The 23,406-nt window shown below is 37.5% G+C and carries 34 protein-coding genes and 5 tRNA genes; 34 read left to right on the top strand and 5 right to left on the bottom strand.

Annotation, left to right across the window (positions count from 1 at the left end; all coding sequences use genetic code 11):
• Positions 1-6 precede the first annotated feature (6 nt).
• The 5 genes from XJ32_RS04420 to flgB all read right to left on the bottom strand — a co-directional run bounded on the left by XJ32_RS04420 (position 7) and on the right by flgB (position 7,683).
• Entirely contained in the window at positions 7-3,552 is a 3,546-nt protein-coding gene (locus XJ32_RS04420; protein WP_437339616.1) for an acyl-[ACP]--phospholipid O-acyltransferase, read from the bottom strand.
• 208 nt (positions 3,553-3,760) lie between these two features.
• Positions 3,761-6,334: a peptidoglycan D,D-transpeptidase FtsI family protein gene (locus tag XJ32_RS04415; protein WP_254422481.1), complete on the bottom strand. Its 2,574-nt coding sequence runs from the start codon at positions 6,332-6,334 to the stop codon at positions 3,761-3,763.
• A gap of 37 nt (positions 6,335-6,371) precedes the next feature.
• A complete protein-coding gene (fliE, locus tag XJ32_RS04410; RefSeq protein ID WP_004086421.1) occupies positions 6,372-6,674 on the bottom strand; it encodes a flagellar hook-basal body complex protein FliE in 303 nt (100 codons plus the stop codon).
• Positions 6,675-6,695: 21 nt separating this feature from the next.
• Positions 6,696-7,187, bottom strand: a complete 492-nt coding sequence (gene flgC / locus XJ32_RS04405) for a flagellar basal body rod protein FlgC (protein WP_005216538.1) — start codon at positions 7,185-7,187, stop codon at positions 6,696-6,698.
• Between the two features lie 37 nt (positions 7,188-7,224).
• Positions 7,225-7,683, bottom strand: a complete 459-nt coding sequence (flgB, locus tag XJ32_RS04400; protein ID WP_020995414.1) for a flagellar basal body rod protein FlgB — start codon at positions 7,681-7,683, stop codon at positions 7,225-7,227.
• A gap of 636 nt (positions 7,684-8,319) precedes the next feature.
• On the opposite strand from flgB, the gene rpsJ reads away from it, so the two are divergent.
• From rpsJ to rplA, 34 genes are all read left to right on the top strand, one after another.
• A complete protein-coding gene (gene rpsJ, locus XJ32_RS04395) occupies positions 8,320-8,631 on the top strand; it encodes a 30S ribosomal protein S10 (protein ID WP_004086428.1) in 312 nt (103 codons plus the stop codon).
• 28 nt (positions 8,632-8,659) lie between these two features.
• Positions 8,660-9,253 carry a 50S ribosomal protein L3 gene (gene rplC, locus XJ32_RS04390; RefSeq protein WP_034565206.1) on the top strand — a complete coding sequence of 198 codons (594 nt, stop codon included), beginning with the start codon at positions 8,660-8,662 and terminating at the stop codon, positions 9,251-9,253.
• Positions 9,253-9,867: a 50S ribosomal protein L4 gene (rplD, locus tag XJ32_RS04385; RefSeq protein WP_004086431.1), complete on the top strand. Its 615-nt coding sequence runs from the start codon at positions 9,253-9,255 to the stop codon at positions 9,865-9,867. The genes rplC and rplD overlap by 1 nt, the downstream gene beginning before the upstream one ends.
• Position 9,868: 1 nt before the next feature.
• On the top strand, positions 9,869-10,150 hold the full coding sequence (locus tag XJ32_RS04380; RefSeq protein ID WP_004086433.1) for a 50S ribosomal protein L23: 282 nt from the start codon (positions 9,869-9,871) through the stop codon (positions 10,148-10,150).
• A 13-nt stretch (positions 10,151-10,163) separates the two neighbouring features.
• Positions 10,164-10,991 carry a 50S ribosomal protein L2 gene (rplB, locus tag XJ32_RS04375; RefSeq protein ID WP_004086435.1) on the top strand — a complete coding sequence of 276 codons (828 nt, stop codon included), beginning with the start codon at positions 10,164-10,166 and terminating at the stop codon, positions 10,989-10,991.
• A gap of 9 nt (positions 10,992-11,000) precedes the next feature.
• Positions 11,001-11,282, top strand: coding sequence for a 30S ribosomal protein S19 (gene rpsS / locus XJ32_RS04370; protein WP_004086437.1), 282 nt, complete (start codon positions 11,001-11,003; stop codon positions 11,280-11,282).
• A 12-nt stretch (positions 11,283-11,294) separates the two neighbouring features.
• Positions 11,295-11,693, top strand: coding sequence for a 50S ribosomal protein L22 (gene rplV, locus XJ32_RS04365; RefSeq protein ID WP_004086438.1), 399 nt, complete (start codon positions 11,295-11,297; stop codon positions 11,691-11,693).
• Entirely contained in the window at positions 11,694-12,383 is a 690-nt protein-coding gene (gene rpsC / locus XJ32_RS04360) for a 30S ribosomal protein S3 (RefSeq protein ID WP_004086440.1), read from the top strand.
• Positions 12,384-12,386: 3 nt separating this feature from the next.
• Positions 12,387-12,812, top strand: coding sequence for a 50S ribosomal protein L16 (gene rplP / locus XJ32_RS04355; protein ID WP_004086442.1), 426 nt, complete (start codon positions 12,387-12,389; stop codon positions 12,810-12,812).
• Positions 12,799-13,002 carry a 50S ribosomal protein L29 gene (gene rpmC, locus XJ32_RS04350; RefSeq protein WP_004086444.1) on the top strand — a complete coding sequence of 68 codons (204 nt, stop codon included), beginning with the start codon at positions 12,799-12,801 and terminating at the stop codon, positions 13,000-13,002. Before rplP ends, rpmC begins: the two co-directional genes overlap by 14 nt.
• Positions 13,003-13,012: 10 nt before the next feature.
• Complete coding sequence (rpsQ, locus tag XJ32_RS04345; RefSeq protein ID WP_004086446.1) at positions 13,013-13,279, top strand: 30S ribosomal protein S17; 267 nt, start codon at positions 13,013-13,015, stop codon at positions 13,277-13,279.
• Positions 13,276-13,644, top strand: a complete 369-nt coding sequence (gene rplN, locus XJ32_RS04340; RefSeq protein WP_004086448.1) for a 50S ribosomal protein L14 — start codon at positions 13,276-13,278, stop codon at positions 13,642-13,644. Before rpsQ ends, rplN begins: the two co-directional genes overlap by 4 nt.
• On the top strand, positions 13,644-13,868 hold the full coding sequence (gene rplX, locus XJ32_RS04335; protein ID WP_004086449.1) for a 50S ribosomal protein L24: 225 nt from the start codon (positions 13,644-13,646) through the stop codon (positions 13,866-13,868). Before rplN ends, rplX begins: the two co-directional genes overlap by 1 nt.
• 9 nt (positions 13,869-13,877) lie before the next feature.
• Positions 13,878-14,423 carry a 50S ribosomal protein L5 gene (rplE, locus tag XJ32_RS04330; protein ID WP_004086452.1) on the top strand — a complete coding sequence of 182 codons (546 nt, stop codon included), beginning with the start codon at positions 13,878-13,880 and terminating at the stop codon, positions 14,421-14,423.
• 3 nt (positions 14,424-14,426) lie between these two features.
• Positions 14,427-14,612 (top strand): type Z 30S ribosomal protein S14, encoded by a 186-nt coding sequence (locus XJ32_RS11805; protein WP_004086455.1) that lies wholly within the window; start codon positions 14,427-14,429, stop codon positions 14,610-14,612.
• 10 nt (positions 14,613-14,622) lie between these two features.
• The gene (gene rpsH / locus XJ32_RS04325) at positions 14,623-15,018 is read left to right on the top strand and encodes a 30S ribosomal protein S8 (RefSeq protein ID WP_004086457.1); all 396 of its coding nucleotides are present in this window, start codon (positions 14,623-14,625) and stop codon (positions 15,016-15,018) included.
• 8 nt (positions 15,019-15,026) lie between these two features.
• Positions 15,027-15,563: a 50S ribosomal protein L6 gene (gene rplF / locus XJ32_RS04320; protein WP_004086460.1), complete on the top strand. Its 537-nt coding sequence runs from the start codon at positions 15,027-15,029 to the stop codon at positions 15,561-15,563.
• A gap of 12 nt (positions 15,564-15,575) precedes the next feature.
• The gene (rplR, locus tag XJ32_RS04315; RefSeq protein ID WP_004086465.1) at positions 15,576-15,932 is read left to right on the top strand and encodes a 50S ribosomal protein L18; all 357 of its coding nucleotides are present in this window, start codon (positions 15,576-15,578) and stop codon (positions 15,930-15,932) included.
• Positions 15,933-15,942: 10 nt separating this feature from the next.
• Complete coding sequence (gene rpsE, locus XJ32_RS04310) at positions 15,943-16,383, top strand: 30S ribosomal protein S5 (RefSeq protein ID WP_034565189.1); 441 nt, start codon at positions 15,943-15,945, stop codon at positions 16,381-16,383.
• Positions 16,384-16,392: 9 nt separating this feature from the next.
• A complete protein-coding gene (rplO, locus tag XJ32_RS04305; RefSeq protein WP_077388470.1) occupies positions 16,393-16,791 on the top strand; it encodes a 50S ribosomal protein L15 in 399 nt (132 codons plus the stop codon).
• Positions 16,791-18,080, top strand: coding sequence for a preprotein translocase subunit SecY (gene secY / locus XJ32_RS04300; protein ID WP_077388469.1), 1,290 nt, complete (start codon positions 16,791-16,793; stop codon positions 18,078-18,080). Before rplO ends, secY begins: the two co-directional genes overlap by 1 nt.
• A 7-nt stretch (positions 18,081-18,087) precedes the next feature.
• Positions 18,088-18,846, top strand: a complete 759-nt coding sequence (gene map, locus XJ32_RS04295) for a type I methionyl aminopeptidase (protein WP_077388468.1) — start codon at positions 18,088-18,090, stop codon at positions 18,844-18,846.
• Complete coding sequence (infA, locus tag XJ32_RS04290) at positions 18,847-19,071, top strand: translation initiation factor IF-1 (RefSeq protein WP_004086475.1); 225 nt, start codon at positions 18,847-18,849, stop codon at positions 19,069-19,071.
• A 240-nt stretch (positions 19,072-19,311) separates the two neighbouring features.
• A tRNA-Thr gene (locus XJ32_RS04285) sits at positions 19,312-19,387 on the top strand.
• A gap of 88 nt (positions 19,388-19,475) precedes the next feature.
• Positions 19,476-19,560 (top strand) — tRNA-Tyr (locus tag XJ32_RS04280).
• A gap of 13 nt (positions 19,561-19,573) precedes the next feature.
• Positions 19,574-19,650 (top strand) — tRNA-Gly (locus tag XJ32_RS04275).
• Between the two features lie 141 nt (positions 19,651-19,791).
• Positions 19,792-19,866 (top strand) — tRNA-Thr (locus XJ32_RS04270).
• A gap of 63 nt (positions 19,867-19,929) precedes the next feature.
• Positions 19,930-21,129, top strand: coding sequence for an elongation factor Tu (tuf, locus tag XJ32_RS04265; RefSeq protein WP_004086477.1), 1,200 nt, complete (start codon positions 19,930-19,932; stop codon positions 21,127-21,129).
• Positions 21,130-21,137: 8 nt separating this feature from the next.
• The gene (gene rpmG, locus XJ32_RS04260) at positions 21,138-21,311 is read left to right on the top strand and encodes a 50S ribosomal protein L33 (protein ID WP_004086479.1); all 174 of its coding nucleotides are present in this window, start codon (positions 21,138-21,140) and stop codon (positions 21,309-21,311) included.
• Between the two features lie 81 nt (positions 21,312-21,392).
• Positions 21,393-21,469 (top strand) — tRNA-Trp (locus XJ32_RS04255).
• 25 nt (positions 21,470-21,494) lie between these two features.
• Positions 21,495-21,677 carry a preprotein translocase subunit SecE gene (secE, locus tag XJ32_RS04250; RefSeq protein WP_027338298.1) on the top strand — a complete coding sequence of 61 codons (183 nt, stop codon included), beginning with the start codon at positions 21,495-21,497 and terminating at the stop codon, positions 21,675-21,677.
• Positions 21,678-21,705: 28 nt separating this feature from the next.
• Entirely contained in the window at positions 21,706-22,236 is a 531-nt protein-coding gene (nusG, locus tag XJ32_RS04245) for a transcription termination/antitermination protein NusG (protein WP_004086480.1), read from the top strand.
• A gap of 23 nt (positions 22,237-22,259) precedes the next feature.
• On the top strand, positions 22,260-22,685 hold the full coding sequence (gene rplK / locus XJ32_RS04240; RefSeq protein ID WP_004086482.1) for a 50S ribosomal protein L11: 426 nt from the start codon (positions 22,260-22,262) through the stop codon (positions 22,683-22,685).
• A 16-nt stretch (positions 22,686-22,701) separates the two neighbouring features.
• Complete coding sequence (rplA, locus tag XJ32_RS04235; RefSeq protein ID WP_077388467.1) at positions 22,702-23,406, top strand: 50S ribosomal protein L1; 705 nt, start codon at positions 22,702-22,704, stop codon at positions 23,404-23,406.

Genomic DNA, 23,406 nt, shown 5'->3' with positions numbered 1-23,406 from the left:
AAGCTATTATGCCATAAGATCCTTTGTTGTAAACTTCTTTCCCTCAATCTCCCTAGCAAGTTCCTTTGTGCTTTTTAGATCTACTTTACCACTGCCAAGTATTGGAATCTTATCTACGATAAAATATTCGCTTGGCTTTTTAAGCGGGATAATATCAGATTTTTTAATACTCTCAATTGCTATGGCACAATGCTCTTGTGGGGATTCTATAAGTAATACTACTTTTTCGCCTTTTTTGCTATCTTCGAGTGCTACTGCACAAAACTTTACTTCACTTGAAATCTCTTTATGTTTAAAGACTTTTGCAATCTCTTCTTCAACGCTTGATAAGCTAATCATCTCACCGCCAATTTTTGCAAAGCGAGAATATCTGTCTGTAATATGTAAGAAACCATCAGAATCTAGATAGCCTTTATCCCCGCTTTTATACCAGCGGATTCCATGTAAATCGATAATCACTTCATTTGTTTTTTCTTCATCATTGAGATAGCCTACCATGATTTGATGTCCGCCTATAAGGATTAGTCCATGCTCTCCTAATGGCAGCTCTTCTAGCGTGTCATAATCTACGATTCTAATAGCAGTCCCAGGAAGTGGCATACCTACACTGCCCTCTTTATTTGCTCTGTGAATCTGCCAGAATGTAACATCAAATTCATCAGGTAGATTCACACTTGCAACAGGCGTGGTTTCAGTCGCACCATAGCCTTCATAAATGGGCTTATTAAACTTCATCGTGTAAGCCTCACGCACTTCTTTTTTTAGCTTTTCAGCCCCTGCCACAGTTAAACGAATGCTATCAAACATTACTCTATCAATCTTTGGATTTCTCGCATAGATTCCAAGTAGGGTAGAAGTCGCACACATGATTGTTACATTATTTTGTGCTATTGCCCTTGCGATACCTAATGCGTCTGTTGGATCAGCATGTGAGATGACAAGCATATTTTCAATAAGTGGCATAAGCGTTGTAACGGTTAAGCCAAAAGCATGGAATGGTGGCAGAGAAGACAGCATGGTCTCATCATTTCTTGCATGGATTACATCAGCGATTTGTGCGATATTACTCATAATGTTTAAATGACTAAGCATAACACCCTTTGGCACGCCCTCACTCCCGCTACTAAAGAGAATGGCACATACAGATTCTATCTTGCTTTCCTTTGCAAACAAAAGCTTTAAAAGCCAAGTAGGTGCAAGTGTGATAAAAGAAATATTGAGTATAAAGGCTACTTTTTGCTTACGAATCTGTGCGACAATATCTTCCATAAAATGCAGGGTAACACCGCTAAAATCAATCTCTATGCCTTTGTCTTTTAGCTTTTCTAAAAACTTTTTTGAAGTATAGATATGTGAGATATTAGAAGACACTATTGCGCTTTTAATCGCCTTTGGTCCGGCAGTAAAGTTGAGATTGACAACGATTTTTCCAGCCATCATACTTGAGAAATTACATAACACACTTGCTAAAGAAGCAGGCAGCATAACACCTATGCAATCATTTGGAAGAGAACAGCTATTTGTCCTTTTTGGTAGTGGCTTATAGCTTAACTCTTTCATATCTTGACTAAGCATAACACAAAGTGTAAGCAATTTACGATAAGACATACTGCCTGTTTGTGTATCAATGATAGCAATATCGCCTCCACCGCGTTTGCAAGATTCTATAAAAGCAGCAGGGATAGTTGGCGAGTTTTGACACTGATGTTCCCATGCTTTAAAACTCATCTCAAATACTTTTGCTTTAATCTTTTCTTTTTGTGTATGAAGTGGCAGGGGCATACCAAAGGCAATGCTTACACTTCTTTTTGTAAAGCTTTTTTTACGCTCTCTAAACTGCTCATTGCTACGACTAAAGATACTGCCCCACATACCGCGAATGTAAAAAGGCAGAACAACTGCAAGACTCTCATCAACACCTTGTGCGATTTTCTCAAATCCACTTTTAAATTCATTTAAATGTCCATGCCGACTAATCACACCTTCAGGGAATAAACACACAATATCTCCATTGCTTAATCTCTTTTGAATCTGCTCTATTGCCCCACGACTTCCTAAGCTAGATACAGGTATCACACCAAAGAAATCAAGGAAAAACTTAATATACCAACGAGAATAAATACTTCTCTCCATTACAAAATACACTTTCTTAGGCACAGCCATCTGCACGATAGCCCAGTCGATAAATGAGATATGATTCCCAAGCAGCAATACACCGCCTTTTTGCGGGATATTATTAAAGCCCTCTACAACGAGTCTGTATCTCTGCAATATTGCCATGCTAACTAAGATTCTAACAAGTGAGAAAGGTAATAGCTTTATCATATATAAAGTAGCGACTATTCCAAGCAAGGCACTCACATAGAAAAGCCACTCAACAGGTAGATTCTGTATGCCAAATAAAGTAGCGATAAATAGGGCTAAAAGCATGCCGATATTCTGCACGAAGTTATTTCCAGCAAGGATTGTCCCCAATTCCTTATCATTGCTATAAAACTGCATTAACGCATTTAATGGCACAACATATAATGCCCCACCTAAGCCAAAAAGAAAGAAAAGAAGTGAAATGCTAAATAGAGAGTTAAAAACGCCAAATAATAAAAGGGCAATAGACATGATACACGCACCAAGCGGTATGAGACCTGTCTCAATATAGTTTTTAGAATAGCGACCAGCAATGATTGAGCCTACAATAATGCCAAGTCCAGTGCAAGCAATAAGCATATTGACAATATCTGTATCCATGATTCTTAATACATTTTTCGCATATACAGGAAAGATATTAACAAGCAGTTGTGAGATAGTCCAAAATACTGCTATAAAAAGCACAGAGAGATAAATCATTCTATGCTTTTTCATAACTGCTAGATTCTCTTTTAAAAGCTCACCTCTTAGATATTTGTCCTTATTGAATGAAATATTAGAATCTTGTCTTATTGTCGGTAGTCTAAAGCTTAGTAAAAATTCCAAACATGCAAAGAAGCAAAGCAGTATCGCTAAAAACACCATATCTTTTATAATGAGTGAGGGATCTGTAAGTCCATCTGTATAGAATCTCTCAAAAAGGGCTGAAAAAAATATCATACCACCAAGCATTGCTACAATCGCAGTTGCTTGTATAATGCCATTTCCCCATGTAAGATTCTCTTTACCTACAAGCTCTTTTATATACCCATACTTTGCAGGGGAGTAAATGGCAGCTTGCATACCCATAAGCAGCGTCATATAAAATGCCCCCCAAAAAAAGCCTATGGAGTAAAAAAACATAAGAATACATAAAAGAATGATATTAACAAAAGCCCCAATCTTTAGAATCTTATTTTTTGAAAACTTATCACTAAGAAAACCAGCAGGGGAAAAAAGCAGAACAAAAGGCAGAATCACAAGTGCATTTGCAATGGAGTTATAAAATAAATGTTCCCCCTCACTAAATGACTTATAGATAATGCTTAGCATTAGCACCTTATGCCCTAAATCAATAAAGGCATTGATAAATGCTACAATGATAAATGGAGTAAAACCTTTGATTTTATAAATCTTATTCATATATATCCTTATATTTATGCTGAAACTCTTATTGTATAAGACTTGGGATTCTAGCAGAAGTTTTGTAGTAAAGTGGAAATTGTGGTTTGTTTTAGAGTGGTGGAAATTGGTTTCCGTGTTTGTTTGGCTCCGACCCAATAGCTCGAAGGTGTGTCAATGTGCGGTTATGATATATTGTAGGCAACGATAATATAATTATCAAGAGTTATCTATGCTATTTACGCTCCAAATATCCCTCTTGTGCTAATAGGTCGGCGATTTTTGCAAAAACTGGGGCGGCGGTTTGTCCTGCATAGTAGTCTTCATTTGCTTGTGAGCCATAAGTAACTACGCCGATGGTATATGTTTTTTTGCCATCGCTTGCATAGCCAAAAAACGAGCCATTATAGATGGTCTCACCATCTTTTCTCTCTCTTGCTGTCCCTGTTTTACCGCCTACAATAAGCCCTGCGACATCAGCCCTTTTGCCTGTGCCTTCTTTAACTACGCGATGTAAAATCTTTTGCATGTATGCCGCATTTTCTGCGCTAATGATTTGCCTAGGAGATTCTATACTTGGATAGAAAATCTTTGAATCTGGGGCTATGAAATGCTTTGTTACATGCGGTGTTACAAGAAAGCCGCCATTATTAAAAGGTGCATAACTACGCAATAGCTGGATAAAAGTCATACGCAATCCATAGCCATAACTTGCCGTTCCTTTTTCTACCTCTCTATTTAGAATGCTTGGCTTAGGCAATAGCCCCGTGGCTTCGTTTGCTATGTCAATGCCTGTGCTTTCACCGATACCAAAGGCTTGAAACATATCTTGCATTTGCTTTCCGCTTAGATTGCGTGTGAGTTTTGTCATACCAATATTGCTTGATTTGATGAGAATCTGCTCCGCTGTTGCACTTTTTAGCGGGGTAGTATCTCGTATGGTATAGGTGCGTAATTGATAGATTCCATCATGCAGGTCAAAGTTCTCCTGAAAGTTAATCCACTTTTTATTTGCTAGATAGGCAAATACAAGCGGCTTAATAGTGCTACCGGGTTCAAATGAGCGTTCGGCTGCTGCTACACGCATTTTGCTTGCTATGTCTTTGTCGCGTTTGCCTATATTTGGGTTAAAAGATGATGAAGAGGCAAGCGCTAGAATCTCGCCTGTAGTTGGGTCCATGATGCCTGCTACAATTTGTTCTGCTTTGTATTTTTTATGTGCGTCATTGAGTATATCTTGTATTTTTGACTGCAAAGTTAGTGGTATGGTAAGCTGCACTTGGAATCCATCTGTCCTTTCGTATGTTTTTGCATGACGATTTAATATGATATTTCCGCCTTTATCTGCCATACCCAAAATCTTGCCATCGCGTTTTGGCGATAAGATTCCATCTCGATATTTTTCAACGCCAGATTGGGCTACAAGCTTCATTTTATCATCATACATTTTGTCGTTTATTATCTTTTTGCCATAGTTTGTAAAGCCTAGTAATGGTTGCATAAGATTCTTAAAAGGATATGTCCTTTCTATCTTTTCAACAGCAATATCAAGCCCCCTATCAATCCTTGTGCTTGCATTATTTTTCACATCAGAATTGTGGGTAAAAATAGGCGTATAACATTCTTTTGATAGGTCTATATCTTTATTTTTGTATTCTACCAATAGCACATTTAATTTTTCAAGGGTATTTTCTTCTGTTATATCGCCATTTTCAAAGGATTGCATCGTTTGTAAGACTTCTATATCAAGTGGGGTTTGACTGCCTTTTTCATGTGTAACTTGAGCGCGTGCATAAAGTGTTTTGATCTCTCCATCTTGCAAACTTGTTTTATTGATATAGGTAAAAGTGCATTTTTTATACACGCCCAAACGTGCTAACTTTTGATTTAAAATGCGTAAATTTGCCGCATCAATGGAATTTACATTTGTAGCAATTAGGGCATTACCACCTTTTTCTATTGAATCCCGCAAAGATTTTATGTCAAAATCCGCATAAAGATGCAAGAGCTGAAATAGTAATTCCCTTTTTTCTTCGTATATGGAAGGGACATAAATGCTTACCCTGTATAGCTTTTTGCTTGTCGTAAGGATATAATTATCTAGGCTTGATATTTGTCCTCGCATAGCAATATCCACATCTGCCTTCACAGACCAAGGATAGTCTCTTGACTTTTTATTGTAGGGATCCATATTTGGTGGTTTTGCAATGATTTTTGCATATACCGCGAGTATAAATACAACAAAACAAAGGGCAAATGTCCCAAGCACTAGGAAAAGTCGCCATGCTTTTTGCGTTTTCGCCTCTTCGCTTATATTTTCTTCATTTTCATCGACTTGTTGTATCTTTTGGGCTTTTTGCGGCATGACTTCATCTTGTTGAATTTTGCGTTTTTCACGCTCATTGTTTGAAAGAGTTGTGATTTTAAAAGAATTTTCATTTGGTGTATCATATAGGCGGAAACGATTTTCCGCAATGCTATCAAGCATTATGGAATCAATATTTTCTTGATTTTTATCTAGTTGTGTTTGGCTGTTGCTGGAGTGTGAGTTTGTGGGTTTTTGCGGTATTTTAACACGAACAGAATCTGCTGCAGCATAATCTCTGTCATTGCTTGAGCGAAGATTCTCATCAATATTATTATTAGACGGGAAAAGATAGACATTTGCATTGCTATTTTGTGATTGCTGTGGGGTAGGGCGGTTGGATTTGCTTATTTGATTTTTATTTAGTGAATGGTTGTCCTCTAAGCTATCCTTTAAAGTAATTTTCTCATTACTTTTAGAATCTCCACCAAAGCTCCCACGCATCTAAAAGCAACAATCCACTAAATTCTTTTAAGCAAAATTAAATTTGAGTGCGTAAAATCTCTTTATACGCACTGATAGCCTTATTTCGCACTTCAAGCATAAGCTTCATGCTGGTTTCTGCTTTACCAATAGTGATGGCTGCTTGGTGTAAATCCTTAACCTGTCCGCTTGCCATGTCTGCCAACGCTCTGTCTGATACTTCTTGAGAAGCATTGAGTTCATCAAGAGACTGCTTCAATAACGATGAAAAATCGCCTTGTCTTCCTCTAACCTCATTGCTTACATCTGTTAGAGAAATATCAGCAAGACCGGGTGCTGCAATATGTGTAACTTGTGCCATTATTTCTCCTTAATATTAAATTTACGCTTGAAACATAGTGATAGCATTGCTTGCCATGTTTTTCGCACTTTGAAATGCCGCCACATTCGCTTGATATGCTCTAGTGGCTTCTACTAAATCGGCCATTTCGACAACAGGATTAACATTAGGGTATGCAACATAGCCTTGCGCATTTGCATCAGGGTGTGTTGGATCATACTTCATCAACGGCTTATTATCGTCCCTTACAATCTTATCAATATACACACTTGTGATCGGTGGCACAGGCTTTTTGCCATACGCACCTTCTTCAAGTGGATCTTTATATTCCACAAGATTATTGTCCTTTGCCAACCTTTTATTTAATTGCTTATTAAAATCAAAGGCACGAAATACAACCTCTTGTCGCCTATATGGTCCGCCCTCATCAGTTCGCGTAGTGTTTGCATTTGCAATGTTTGCAGAAATGACATTCACGCGCACCCTCTGTGCCGACAAACCATAACCACTAATATCAAAAGTACTCATAAACATGACTAATCCTTTATTCAAACCTAACACAATACTATCACTACAAATTCTTACTAGATTCTAAAGCGTAAGCAAAAATCCCTTTATGTTTTTTCAACGCTGAAGTAAGCGCTTGATACATAACAGAGTTTTTACCCATTTCACTTGTTTCTACATCCAAATCCACGCTATTCCCATCATTCCTTGCAAGGTGTCCATCCCGAAAGAATAAAGAGCCAGTCAAAGGATCTGCAAGTCCGCTAGGTAAATGCTGTGGCAACGCCTGAGTTAGTTTTAAGGTTTCAGCTCGAGACTTGTTGTCAAAAATCTGACTCGCTTTCTCGGCAAGCATATCCTCGAAATGAACATCTCTAGGACGATAAAAAGGCGTATCTACATTTGCCATATTGCTTGCAATAAGGTCTTGTCGCAAAGAACGATAATCCAGCGCACTATACACTAGATTATACGCCTTTGATGTTTCAAACGAAGTCCCTAATGCTTTTGATAGACTTTCCATAGTATTCTCCCTAATATCCATGTAAAAATTCAAAATTAAGACATGCTAAGCAAATCCAATTCCAAAAATACACTTAACCGAAAAACTCCAACATTATACCCTTTTTTTGTAAATAAAACAATTAAATTATTAAATTAACGAACTTGCGGTTAAAGTTGGCATGAGTTGTTGTTTCAGTGTAATTTATGTCTTTTTTTGGTATGTGTTTTTAGCGTCTTAATGTCTAAGTAGCTGTTCAGCAAATGATGTTCCAAAAACTATATCAAACTACAAACCTGCTAAAAAATATAAGATTATACAATGGAATATGACTTTATCGTGGGCATAGCGAAGTGTCAAATTGTCCAAATTATTAAGCTTTGTATTGTCCGACAATTATGACATATATCAACCGAAAAATGATTCATTTATTGCTCCAAGCATTATATTTAATAGAAAATTTCCTTATACTAAGGAATAAAAAATATAAAAAATACGGCATTTTATGCGGTATGTATTGACTTAACACGCTTTTTTTATTAGAATTTTGTCTTTGTTTTTACGACACTGCGATATTTTACTTTATAGATTTTAGCATGGCAATGCAAAACTAGGGTATGTATTGGCAGTGCGAGTTCTTAACTATAAAGGAAAAATATGCAAAAGATTAGGCTAAAGTTGAAGGCTTATGATCACAGAGTGCTTGATCGCTCGATAGCAGCCATTGTCAGTGCGGTAAAGAGGACGGGTTCTGAAATCATTGGACCAGTGCCCTTGCCAACTAGAAAAAGACGATATACGGTTTTGCGTTCCCCGCATATCAATAAAGATTCTAGAGAGCAATTTGAGATACGCATACACAGCAGAATCATCGACATTATGTCTGCGACAGGAGAGACCGTTGATAGTCTTATGAAGCTTGACTTAGCCCCAGAGGTTGATGTTGAAGTAATGTCAATGGATAAATAAGTTTATATTTATTGTATAAGGAATAAGAATGGAATTTATAGTGCAAAAGGTAGGTATGAGTCGTATTATCGCTACGCCTAGCCAAGCTGTAACGCTACTAAAAGTATTAAATGCTAAAGTATGTAAGCTAGAAGAAAATGGTAAGGCTTTGGTTGCCTACTCTAAAGGAAAAACATGCAATAAAAGCATTGAAGGTAATCAAAAGAAGTATAATCTAAGCAAGGAATTTAACCGCTTTGCTACACTAAAGGTTGCAAATACTGAAGTTGGCGATTTAGATATGTCTAGCCTTAGCGATGGCAAGGTTGTAAAAGCAAGTTTTAAGACAAAAGGTCGTGGTTTTAGTGGTGCAATGAAGCGTTGGAATTTTCAAGGTGGTCCAGCAGCACATGGTAGTAGATTCCATAGAAGACTTGGTTCTATTGGGAATAGAGAGTGGCCGGGTCGAGTTCAGCCGGGTAAAAAAATGGCAGGACATTATGGTGATGAGCTTGTGAGTGTGAGAAGTGAGATTATTTCTTTTGATACACAAAGCGGTATCCTTGTGTTAAAGGGTTCTGTGGCAGGGTATAATGGTGCTTATGGTAAAATCACTATTTTAGATAAAAAAGGTAGTAAATAATGAGTAAGGCAATTATGTTAGATGGCAAGTTTGCCAAAGGTGCTGAAGTAGCATTGCCAGAGCGTTATGCAGAGATTAAAGAACACAACTTGTATCTTTATGTGAAGTCGTATCTTGCTAGTCTTCGTGCAAACAACGCACAAGCAAAAACAAGAGGCAAAGTAAGCGGTGGCGGTAAGAAGCCATGGGCTCAAAAAGGTGGCGGTAGAGCGCGTGCTGGTAGCATTACTTCTCCTGTGTTTGTTGGCGGTGGTGTAAGTCATGGTCCAAGCAATAACAGAAACTATGATTTAAAGATTAATAAAAAGCAAAAAAGATTAGCTCTTGAATATGCTTTACAACAAAAAGCAAATGAGGGTAAGCTCTTTATTATAGAATCTATCAATGTAGAAAGTGGCAAAACAAAAGATGCGTTCGCACAATTTAAAGCACTAGGGCAAAGAAGCACATTATTTGTAACACAAGTGAGTAATGAAAAAACATTTCTTGCATTCCGCAATTTACAATCGTGTTATTTAGCTGATGCGAGTGAGTTAAACGCATATCTTGTAGCAGCATTTAGAAGCGTTGTGATTGAAAAAGCGGTGTTTGATGAACTTGTAAAAAGAGGTTAAGATGGCAGATATAACAGATATTAAAACGATTTTATATACAGAAAAATCTTTAGGATTGCAAGAAAGCGGTGTTATGGTTGTCCAAACTTCTACACGCATGACAAAAAACAGATTAAAGCAAATCTTTAAAGAATATTTTGGTTTTACACCTTTAAAAATAAACTCTTTGAGACAAGATGGTAAAACAAAGCGTTTTCGTGGTAAAGAAGGTCAAAGAGCTGATTTTAAAAAGTTTTATGTAAAGATTCCAGAAGGTGCGAATATTGATTCGCTTGCCGTATAGTTAAGGAGCAAACATGGCAGTAAAAACATATAAACCCTATACACCTAGTAGGAGATTTATGTCAGGTTTAAGCTCTGCTGATATTACAGCAAAGCCTAGCGTGAGAAAACTTCTTGTTAAACTTCCTGTAACAGCAGGTAGAAATAATAATGGTAGAATCACAAGCCGACATAAAGAAGGTGGTGCAAAGAAGCTTTATAGAATCATTGACTTCAAGCGTAATAAATTTAATGTTGAGGGTCGTGTAGCAGCGATTGAGTATGATCCATATAGAAATTGTCGCATTGCTCTCATTAACTATAAAGATGGTGATAAACGCTATATCATTCAGCCTAGTGGCTTAAAAGTTGGCGATTTGGTTATCGCGGCTGAAGGTGGGCTTGATGTAAAAGTAGGCTTTGCAATGAAGCTTAAAAATATCCCTATAGGAACAATCGTTCATAATATTGAGTTACACCCACAAGCAGGTGGTGCGATTGCAAGAAGTGCTGGTGCATCAGCACAGATTATGGGGCGTGAAGGTAAATATACAATCTTGCGTATGCCAAGTGGTGAAATGCGATACATTTTAGAAGAGTGTATGGCGACAATCGGTAATGTAGGGAATGAAGATTTTGCAAATATATCTATCGGTAAGGCAGGTAGGAATCGTCATAGAGGTATCCGCCCACAAACTCGTGGTAGTGCTATGAACCCAGTAGATCACCCACATGGTGGTGGTGAGGGTAAAACTGGCTCAAGCGGTCATCCTGTATCGCCTTGGGGAACGCCAGCTAAAGGCTATAAGACAAGACGCAAAAAAGCGAGTGATAGACTTATCATATCAAGACGAAAGAAGTAAGGAAATAATATGGCAAGATCAATTAAAAAAGGTCCTTTTATAGATACTCATCTTGAAAAGAAAGTAGTAAAGGCAAAAGCCGCAAAAGATAATAAGCCCATTAAAACATGGTCAAGAAGAAGCACTATCCTACCAGAAATGATAGGATTAACTTTCAGTGTGCATAATGGTCGCACTTTTGTGCCTGTGTATGTTACAGAGAATCATGTGGGCTATAAGCTTGGTGAGTTTGCCCCAACGCGAACTTTTAAAGGGCATAAAGGCAGTGTCCAAAAGAAAATTGGTAAGTAATGAGGGATGACAATGGCTAAAAAACAGAATACAAAACAAACAAATGGTGGTGTAGCTATTTTGCGTTATGCGCGTCTATCTCCCACGAAAGCGCGTTTAATCGCAAGGCAAGTGCAAGGCATGAATGCTGAAGTTGCATTAGCAAGTTTAGAATTTACTCCAAACAAGGCAGCAAAAGCTATTTATAAAACATTGGCATCAGCACTTGCAAATGGTGGGTTTGAATCTACTGGAGCTGAAGTTACTTCGTGTAGGGTTGATGCAGGTCCGGTATTGCGTCGTTTCATGCCAAGGGCGAGAGGCAGGGCAACTCCTATACGAAAGCCTATGGCACATATATATGTGGAAGTAAATGCAGTGAAAAAGGCAGCTAAACAAACAAGCAAAAAAAGTAAAGGTGAGGTTAAGTAAATGGGTCAAAAAGTCAATCCAATCGGACTAAGATTAGGCATTAATAGAAATTGGACTTCAAGATGGTTTCCAAACGCTCAAAACACACCGGAGAGAATTGGCGAGGATCACATTATTCGTAAATTCTTGAAAAAAGAACTTTATTATGCGAGTGTAAGTGAAATTATCATTGAACGCATGGCAACAAAGCTTCGTGTAACCGTAGTAGCAGCAAAGCCGGGGTTAATCATCGGTAAAAAAGGTGCGGATATTGAAAAGGTAAAAGAAACTTTAAGAAAGCTTGTCAATAAAGATGTTGCTATAAACATTAAAGAAGTTAAAAGAGCGCAGGCTAACGCACAGCTTGCAGCAGAGAGTGTTGCAATGCAGCTTGAGCGTAGAGTTGCGTTTAGACGAGCGATGAAAAAAGTTATGCAGCAAGCAATGAAGTCTGGTGCAAAAGGCATTAAGGTAAAAGTGTCTGGTCGTTTAGCAGGTGCTGAAATGGCAAGAACAGAATGGTATATGGAAGGTAGAGTGCCTTTGCATACACTGCGTGCAAAAATTGATTATGGTTTTGCTGAAGCGGCAACGACTTATGGAATCATTGGTGTAAAAGTTTGGATCTTTAAAGGCGAAGTTTTACAAAAGGGTATCCAGACTGAAAGAGAAGAATCAAAAGATTCTCGCACGAAAGCTAAAAGGAGATAGATTATGTTAATGCCAAAAAGGACAAAATATAGAAAGCAGATGAAAGGCAGAAATCGCGGTAAATCTCATCGCGGTAATGCCCTTGCATTTGGCGATATTGGTATCAAAGCCCTAGAGCATGGCAGAATAGATTCAAGACAGATAGAATCTGCAAGGATTGCTATGACTCGCCATGTAAAAAGGGCAGGTAAGGTATGGATACGAGTTTTCCCAGATAAGCCTTTAACTGCAAAGCCACTTGAAGTGAGAATGGGTAAAGGTAAGGGTAGTGTTGAAAAATGGGTTATGAATATTAAGCCCGGTCGTATTATCTATGAGATGATTGGTATTGATGAGGCAACAGCACGCGATGCGCTTGCATTAGCACAAAGTAAATTACCATTTAAAACAAAAATTGTAACGAGCGAGAGTGAAAATGAAATATACTGATTTGAAAGATAAGGATTTGCCAGAATTAAGGCAATTATTGAAAGATAAGAAAACAGAGTTATTTACCTTGAGAATAAAGCTAAAAACAGCACAGCTAACTAAGCCTAGCGAAATTAGCGTTGTGCGTAAAGATATTGCGCGTATTGCGACAGCAATATCAGCTAAACTCAATTTAGAAGAAAATAATTAAGGGATTGTTTATGAGTGAAAAGCAAGCACACAAAAGAGTAATACAAGGCAAGGTCGTAAGTATTGCGGGTAATAAAAGTGCGGTTATTTTAGTAGAACGAAAAGTTGTGCATCCAAAATACCGCAAAATCGTAAAAAGATTCAAAAAATATATCATTCATGATGAAGAGCATAAAGCAAAGGTTGGTGATGTGGTAAGTGCGATTGAGTGTAAGCCTATCTCTAAACATAAAGCCTTCACATTGAAAGATATTGTAGTAGTAGGAGTGTCAGAATGATACAGAGTTTTACAAGACTAAGCGTTGCTGACAATAGCGGTGCAAAAGAGGTTATGTGTATCAAAGTTTTAGGCGGTAGCCATAAGCGGTATGCAAGCGTAGGTGATGTTATTGTGGTGTCTGTTAAAAAGGCTATCCCAAATGGCAAGGTAAAAAAAGGGCAAGTGTTAAAAGCTGTTGTTGTCCGCACAAAAAAAGAGATTCACAGAGACAATGGCTCTCTTGTGCGTTTTGATGATAATGCGGCAGTATTGCTTGATGCAAAAAGAGAGCCAATTGGCACTCGTATTTTTGGTCCAGTTAGTAGAGAAGTGCGATATGCGAATTTTATGAAGATAGTATCGTTAGCTCCGGAGGTATTATAGTGAATAAGGTAAAGATTAAAAAGGGCGATATGGTAACAATTATCGCTGGTGATGACAAGGGTAAAAGCGGTGAAGTTCTTGCCGTGTTCCCAAAGAAAAATACTTTGATTGTTAAAGATTGTAAAGTGGCAAAAAAGGCAGTAAAGCCAACAGATGATAATAAAAAAGGTGGTTTTGTTGCAAAAGAAATGCCTATACATATTTCTAATGTAAAAAAATCATAGGAGTGAAATATGTATGCTTTAAAAGAACGATATAAAAATGAGATTAGAGAAGAGCTTAAAAAAGCGTTAGATATTAAGAATCCTATGCTTTTACCAAAGTTAGAAAAGATTGTGATTAGCGTAGGTGCTGGTGAGTATGCTAAAGAGGCAAAGATTATGCAAAACATTGCTGATACTATCTCTTTGATTGCAGGGCAAAAGGCAATTATCACAAAGGCAAAAAAATCTGTTGCAGGTTTTAAAATGCGTGAAGGTATGCCAATGGGTGTAAAAGTTACTTTGCGTGGCAATATGATGTATAACTTTTTAGAAAAACTCATCGTTATTGCATTGCCAAGAGTGAAAGACTTTAGAGGGATACCTCGCAATGGCTTTGATGGTCGTGGTAATTATAGCTTTGGTTTAAACGAGCAGCTTATGTTTCCTGAAGTTGTTTATGATGATATTATGGTTACGCATGGTATGAATATTACGATTGTAACAAGCACAGATGATGATAAAGAAGCCTTTAAGCTTTTAGAATTACTTGGTATGCCGTTTGCAAAAGGGAGATAATTTATGGCAAAGAAATCTATGATAGCAAAAGCAAAGAGAAAAGCAAAATTTAGTGTTCGCAAATATACGCGTTGTCAAGTATGTGGCAGACCACATTCTGTGTATCGTGATTTTTCTTTGTGTCGCGTGTGTTTAAGAAAAATGGGCAATGAGGGATTAATCCCCGGTTTAAGAAAAGCAAGCTGGTAAGGAGATAAAGATGGTCAATGATATTATTGCAGATTCTCTTACGCGGATTAGAAATGCAGCAATGAGAAAGCTTGATAGCACTGAATTATATTATGCAAAAATTGTTGCAAGTATTATGGAAGTTTTTAAGCAAAGAGGCTTTATTAAAGATTACAAAATCAATGATAAAGATGGCAAACAAAGCATTTTCGTGCAACTTGCTTATGATGATTCTGGTGTTTCTGTGATTAATGAAATCACTCGTATCAGTAAGCCTGGAAGAAGAGTGTATAAAACTTCTAAGGAATTAAAAAGATTCAAAAATGGTTATGGAATCATCGTTGTTAGCACAAGCAAAGGTGTAATCGCAAATGATGAAGCTTATAAAACAAATGTTGGAGGCGAAGCCCTCTGCAGTATTTGGTAGGAGTAGAAATGTCAAGAATTGGTAAGAAGCCTATCAGTATCCCAGATGGTATTGAAGTAAAGGTTGATAATAGTAAAATCATTTTCAAAGGCAAGAAAGAGAGCAAAGAGCTTGAGACGCATGGTAGAGTTGGCATTAAGCTTGAAGATAAGCAATTATCTTTTTCACTATTAGACGATATGCCACAATCTCGTGCATTTTGGGGAACTTATCGTGCGTTAGCAAACAATATTGTTGTAGGTTTGCATGAAGGCTTTACAAAAACACTTGAGATTAATGGTGTAGGTTATAAGGCAAATGTAAGCGGCAAGACTCTAGAGTTAGCACTTGGATTCTCTCACCCAATTAAGTATCCTATCCCTGAAAATGTTGAAATTGGTGTTGAAAAAAATACCATTACCATTAAAGGAAGTGATAAACAGCAAATTGGACAAATTGCCGCAGAGATTAGAGAGTTTAGACCACCAGAACCATATAAAGGTAAGGGTGTGAAATACAGCGATGAAGTGATATTGCGTAAAGCAGGAAAAACTTCTAAAAAATAATAAGGTGAGAATATGACAGCTAAAGTTTTAGAGAAAAAAAAGATTCTAAGAGAAAAATGTAAAAAGCGTATCCGTTCTCAATGCAATGGAAGTGCGACAAAGCCACGAGTAAGTGTATTCCGTTCAAATAAACATTTTTACGCACAAGCTATTGATGATAGCAAAGGGCATACAATCGCAGCTATTGATAGCAGAGTATTAAAAGTTGGCAATACAAAAGAAGACACAAATAAAATGGGTGCTGAATTTGCAAAGCTTTTAAAAGCAAAAAATATTGATGCAGTTGTGTTTGATAGAAATGGATATTTATATCATGGTGTAGTTGCTGCATTTGCTGATGGCTTAAGAAATAATGGCATAGCTCTATAAGGAGAGACAAGTGGAAATCAATAGAGAAGAATTTAGTGAAGTTGTGGTAAATATAGGACGTGTAACAAAAGTTGTAAAAGGTGGTAGAAGATTCCGCTTTAATGCTCTTGTTGTTGTTGGTAATCGTAATGGGTTAGTGGGCTTTGGTTTAGGCAAAGCCAAAGAAGTCCCCGATGCGATTAAAAAAGCAATTGATGATGCGTTTAAAAATATCGTGCAAGTCAATATTAAAGGCACAACAATAGCACATGATATTGAGCATAAATATAATGCAAGCAAGATTCTATTAAAGCCTGCAAGCGAGGGAACTGGTGTTATTGCTGGTGGAAGCGCTCGTCCTGTTATAGAGCTTGCTGGTATCAAAGATATTTTGACAAAATCGCTTGGCTCTAATAATCCATACAATGTAGTGCGTGCGACTATTGATGCGCTTGTTAGAATCAAGGCGTAAGGAGAAAGTATGTTAGAAAAAATTAAACCCGCTGAGAATAGCACAAAAGACATTAAAAGAGTAGGGCGAGGGCAGGGTTCTGGCATGGGTAAAACTTCTACTCGTGGTGGTAAAGGGCAAACTGCAAGAACAGGTTATAAAGCAAAAAGAGGCTTTGAGGGCGGACAGCAACCATTACAAAGAAGATTGCCAAAAGTTGGTTTTAACTCACATGTGGAAAAGCCTTTTGTTATTAATGTTGAAAAACAAAAAAAAGTTGCAACACTAGATTCTATAAACCTTGAGACTTTACGCTCGATCTACACAATCCCAAAATATGTTACAAAAGTAAAGCTTATTGGGGCAGGTGCAAAGAATCTAAAATCTAAAATCAGCGATGAAAGTGTTGTAGTAACTGGACAAGCTTAATGAATAAAAGTATTCTCAATAAAATTCTTATTACTCTAGCATTCTTATTTGCTTATAGAATGCTATCTTATGTTCCTGTTCCCGGCGTTGATGCTGAAGTGTTAAAACGCATTTTTGATAGCAATGCAAGCAATGCGCTTGGACTTTTTAATATGTTTAGCGGTAATGCGTTGGAACGCGTTAGTATTATCTCTCTTGGTATCATGCCTTATATCACCGCATCAATTATCATGGAGCTTTTATCAGCGACTTTTGCAAATATCGGCAAGATGAAAAAAGAGAGAGATGGTATGCAGCAGTATATGCAGATTATCCGCTATCTTACGATATTTATTACAATTGTGCAGGCAATTAGCGTTTCTTATGGTTTGCAAAGTATTGATGGTGGTAGTGCTATTATGCTGCACAATATGACTTTATTTGTATCTATTGCGGTCATTTCTATGCTTGCTGGGACAATGCTTCTTATGTGGATAGGAGAGCAGATTACACAAAGAGGCGTGGGTAATGGTATAAGCCTTATCATTTTTGCTGGGATTGTATCTGGGATTCCGGGTGCGATTGGTGCGGAGTTTAGTGCGGTAAGCGAGAATGAAAAAAGCACATTCCAACTATTACTTGTATTGGCAGTTATCCTTATTACCGTGTTTGTTATTATTTATGTTGAGCTTGGTGAAAGAAGAGTGCCTATCTCTTATGCGCGTAAAGTCATCATGCAAAATCAGCATAAGCGGATTATGAACTACATTCCAATTAAGATAAATTTAAGCGGTGTTATTCCACCTATTTTTGCTTCAGCCCTGCTTGTTTTTCCATCAACCATATTGCAGCAATTTGCAGGAAAACAGGTTGCAGAAAATCAAGCAAATAGCGACTCGTGGCTTGTTATAATTGCAGATTATATAAGCCCATCATCGTATTTTTATAATATCCTTATGTTTATCTTTATTATCTTTTTTGCGTATTTTTACTCTTCAATCGTATTTAACGCAAAAGATATAGCAGATAATCTCAAGCGACAAAATGGCTATATACCCGGCCTAAGACCCGGAGAGAATACCGCAAGTTATCTCAATAAGGTAGCAGGGCATTTAACATTCTGGGGTGCTTTATATCTTGCGATTATTTCTACTATTCCGTGGATTCTATTAAAAGGTATAGGGGTGCATTTTGTGTTTGGTGGGACTTCTGTATTGATTGTAGTTCAAGTTGCTATTGATACAATGAGAAAGATTGAGGCACAGCTCTATACAAGCAAGTATCAAACATTAAGTGCGGTGGGAATCTAAGCTTACTATGAGTATTGCGACAAGAAATAAAAATGAATTAGCATTACTAGCACAAGCAAACAAAGTGGTTGCCCTAACGCTTGATTATGCTAAAACGATAGTAAGTGAGGGGATTAGTCTTTTAGAGCTTGACAAGGCAATCGAAGATAAGATTCTATCATTAGAATCATTGCCAAGCTTTAAAGGATTATATGGCTTTCCTAATGCGGCATGTATATCTGTGAATCAAGTGATTATACATGGCATTCCAACTGATTATCGCTTAAGACAGGGCGATATCGTTGGCATTGATATTGGCACGAAATATAAAAATTATTATGGCGATGGAGCAATTACTATTGGTGTAGGCAAGGTAAGCGATAAGGATACAAAGCTTATGGAGTGTTCCTTACGCACACTTTATAATACAATAGATTCCATAAAAGCTGGTATGCGATTTAAAGAGATTAGTGCCATTTTACAGGAAAATATCGAGGGCATGGGCTTTGTGCCTTTGCTTGGATTCTGCGGACATGGCATAGGCACAAAGCCACATGAAGAGCCAAGTATCCCAAACTATTTAGAAGATGGTGTCAAAATGGGCGGTCCTAAGGTAAAAAATGGCATGGTATTCTGCCTTGAGCCTATGGTATGTCAAAAAAATGGCGAACCCGTCATTTTAGATGATAAATGGTCTGTTGTAAGCAAAGATGGCTTAAACACTTCTCATCATGAGCACACAATCGCAATCATTGATGGAAAGGCAAGAATTTTAACGGAGTTATAAATGGCAAAAGATGATGTAATTAAAGTAGATGGTAAAGTAATAGAGGCATTGCCTAGCACGACATTTAGAGTAGAGTTAGAAAATAAACACATAGTGCTTTGTCATATTTCTGGCAAAATGCGTATGCACAATATCAAGATTCTACCCGGCGATAATGTGCAAATAGAATTAACACCATATAGCCTTGATAAAGGTCGTATTGTTTTGCGTTATCCGCGTGATTAGTTGCAAAATCATTGTGTCATAAGCTATGATGAAACATATTGTTATATATTCAAATTCAGTAGAGTTTGATTTTGACACATGAGTGTGCGAGTTATTTGACATATATCACCTTATTTTTAATAAAATTGAGAAAATATTGTTTTAAGTATTGACAAGATTAAAAAATTAAGGTATAGTTCAGTCTTTATTTTTCATTTCTATTAGCATTCAACTGAACTATTGATGTTTCTGTTATGTTTTGCTGGTTTAGCTCAGTTGGTAGAGCAGCTGCCTTGTAAGCAGCAGGCCGGGGGTTCGAGTCCCTTAACCAGCTCCATTGTTTTAATCAAACTCTAATATTTTTAAGTTTAGTTATTTTGACTTTAAATAAAACATCAGTGTTTGACCAGTTTTTTAGCATTTGTGGTGAGTTACTCAAGTGGCCAACGAGGGCAGACTGTAAATCTGCTGACTATGTCTTCCGTGGTTCGAATCCACGACTCACCACCATTGTTTTTTGTTTGCGGGAATAGCTCAGTTGGCTAGAGCATCAGCCTTCCAAGCTGAGGGTCGCGGGTTCGAGCCCCGTTTCCCGCTCCATTTGTGTGAATAGATTATTTCGATTTATTAACGACTGGGAGCTGAAAACTTAGTTATTTTAGGATTTTTTCTAAACGCTTTTGTTTCCTGCTAGTTCTCGTTTTAAATCTATTATGTAATTATTTATAGTTTTTTATTTTTGCCCATATAGCTCAGTGGCAGAGCACTTCCTTGGTAAGGAAGAGGTCGGCGGTTCAATCCCGCTTATGGGCTCCAGTTTTTCGTTGGTTTTGAATTTTTATTCAATAGTCGTGTTTAATTTTATTTTAGGAGATAGCTATGGCTAAAGAGAAATTTAACAGAAGTAAGCCGCATGTGAATGTGGGAACTATTGGGCATGTCGATCATGGTAAAACAACTTTGAGTGCTGCCATCTCTGCTGTATTGGCAACTAAGGGTCTTGCGGAGCTTAAAGATTATGACAATATTGACAACGCACCAGAAGAGAAAGAAAGAGGTATTACAATCGCTACTTCTCATATTGAGTATGAGACAGAAAACAGACACTATGCGCATGTGGATTGCCCCGGACACGCGGACTATGTAAAAAACATGATTACAGGTGCTGCACAAATGGATGGTGCGATTTTGGTTGTGTCTGCATCTGATGGTCCTATGCCACAGACAAGAGAGCATATTCTACTTTCAAGACAAGTAGGTGTTCCATATATTGTTGTATTTTTGAATAAGCAAGATATGCTTGATGACCCTGAATTGCTTGAGTTAGTAGAAATGGAAGTAAGGGATTTATTAAATGAGTATGAATTCCCGGGTGATGATACACCTATCGTTGGTGGGTCTGCACTAAAAGCGCTTGAAGAGGCAAAAGCTGGAACGGTTGGTGAATGGGGACAAAAGATTCTAGATCTTATGGCTGCTGTTGATAGCTACATTCCTACACCAAAAAGAGATGTTGATAAAACTTTCCTTATGCCTGTTGAAGATGTGTTCTCTATCGCTGGTCGTGGAACGGTTGTTACAGGTAGAATTGAAAGAGGCGTTGTAAAAGTAGGTGATGAAGTTGAAATCGTGGGAATCCGTGATACACAGAAAACTACTGTTACAGGTGTTGAAATGTTCCGTAAAGAAATGGATCAAGGTGAGGCTGGCGATAATGTCGGTGTGCTTTTGCGTGGAACTAAGAAAGAGGAAGTAGAAAGGGGTATGGTGCTTTGTAAGCCCGGCTCAATCACTCCACATAAAAAGTTTGAAGCTGAAATCTATGTTCTTACAAAAGATGAAGGCGGAAGACATACACCATTCCATAACAACTATCGTCCGCAATTCTATGTGCGAACAACAGATGTTACAGGTGCGATTATTTTACCAGAAGGCACTGAACTTGTAATGCCGGGTGATAATGTTAAAATCACTGTTGAATTATTGAATCCTATTGCATTAGAGCTTGGGACAAGATTTGCTATCCGCGAGGGTGGTAGAACAGTTGGTGCTGGTGCTGTAACAAAAATCATTGAATAGGAAAAGTTATGGCAAAGGGTAATTTGGTTAAAGTTGGATTGAAGTGTTCTGAGTGTGGTGATATTAATTATAGCACTACAAAGAATGCAAAAACAAATACAGAAAAACTGGAGCTTAAAAAGTTCTGCCCAAGATTAAATAAACATACAATACATAAAGAAGTAAAGCTTAAAACAAGCTGATTTCATTCTACAAAATTGTATGTTGTGTCTCGCATTCTGTGAGGCATAGGGATCGTTTGAATTTCTAGTATTTGTTTGGGAAGGTCAGTAGCTCCAATGGTTAGAGCATCGGTCTCCAAAACCGAGTGTTGAGGGTTCGAGTCCTTCCTGGCCTGCCATTATAGATTTGGTATCAAGGTTTTTATAGTGAAGATAAAAAAATATTATAAAGAATCTAAAGATGAGTTGGGAAAAGTTATCTTTCCAACAAAAGAGCAAGTGCGGACTGCATTTGTTTCTGTGATTATTGTTGTTTCTGTAATTGCCTTGTTTCTGGCGGTTATCGATGTCTTTTTCCATTATACGATTTCGCGTATAGTATCTTAGGAATTGTTGGTAAATTAAGGAATAGCTAATGGAATTTCAATGGTATGCAATACAAACATATTCGGGAAGTGAGCAGTCTGTAAAAAAGGCTATAGAGAATCTTATTGAGCAGAATAATGCTTCCCATCGTTTGAAAAACATAGTTGTTCCTACTGAAGATGTTTTTGAAATTAAAGATAAGAAGAAAAAGACGGTGCAAAGAAGTATCTATCCGGGATATGTGTTTGTATATATTAACTTGGATACGGAGCTTTGGCATATGATTCAGTCATTACCAAGAGTTGGTAGATTCATTGGAGAGAGCAAAAAGCCCACGCCTTTAAGTGAAGCAGATATTCAAAATATTTTAGATAAGATTGAGAATAGACCTGCACCTCGCCCTAAAGTTTCATTTGCTACCGGCGAGTCTGTCTTAATCACAGATGGACCTTTTGCTAACTTCACTGGTGTCGTTGAGAGTTATGATATAAAAACTAAGAAATTAAAGCTTAATGTTTCTATTTTTGGTCGTAATACTCTCACAGAGATTAATGATGTGCAAGTTGAAAAAATTCTTTAACATTTTTTAAATAAGGATAGACAATGGCAAAAAAGATTGTTGGCGAATTAAAATTGCAGATTCCAGCTGGCAAAGCAAATCCATCTCCTCCAGTGGGTCCAGCTCTTGGACAAAGGGGCGTTAATATTATGGAATTTTGTAAAGCTTTTAATGAGAAAACAAAGGATATGGGTAATTTTAATATCCCCGTTATCATCACGGTGTATCAAGATAAAAGCTTTACATTTGTTACTAAAAAGCCACCTGTAACAGATTTGATTAAGAATGTTGCTAAATTGACAAAGGGTTCTGATAATCCTTTGAAAAATAAAATTGGTAAGCTTACACAATCTCAACTTGAAGAGATTGCAAAAACAAAAATGGAAGATTTAAATACGACTGACATTGAAGAGGCAAAAAAGATAGTTGCGGGTAGTGCTAGAAGCATGGGCGTTGAAATAGTAGATTAATTTTTGGAGAATCATAATGAAGAAAAAAATGTCAAAAAGATTACAAGCTTTATCTCAAAAAATTGATTGTGATAAAACTTACGATATGGAATCTGCGATAAATGCGGTAAAATCCCTTGCTTCTGCAAAATTCGATGAAACTGTGGAGGTTGCATTGCGACTTGGTGTTGATCCGCGTCATGCCGATCAAATGATCCGCGGTGCAGTTGTATTGCCACGTGGCACGGGCAAAAAGGTAAGAGTTGCAGTGTTTGCAAAGGATTTAAAAGCTGATGAGGCACGAAAAGCTGGTGCTGATGTGGTTGGCGATGAAGATTTGGCAGAACAGATTAAGGGCGGAAATATAGATTTTGATATGGTGATTGCCACACCTGATATGATGCCGCTTGTTGGTAAAGTTGGTAGAATATTGGGACCAAAAGGTATCATGCCAAATCCAAAGACAGGCACGGTTACTGCTGATGTAGCAAAAGCTGTTGCAAATGCAAAAAGCGGACAAGTAAATTTCCGTGTTGATAAAAAAGGAAACATTCATAGCCCCATTGGTAAGGCAAGTTTTGATAATAATAAGTTGCTTGATAATTTAGTTGAGTTTGTAAAAACTATCAATAGGTTAAAGCCAAGCACTGCGAAAGGCAAATATATTAAGTCAAGTAACCTTTCTCTGACGATGAGTCCATCAGTTAAAGTGGATTCACAAGAACTTATGGATGTAAAATAG

The organism is Helicobacter bilis (genome assembly GCF_001999985.1).
In the GTDB taxonomy this organism is placed as follows: domain Bacteria; phylum Campylobacterota; class Campylobacteria; order Campylobacterales; family Helicobacteraceae; genus Helicobacter_A; species Helicobacter_A rappini.
Note: the sequence above shows the minus strand (reverse complement) of the source record. Positions and strands in the feature narration are given on the sequence as shown.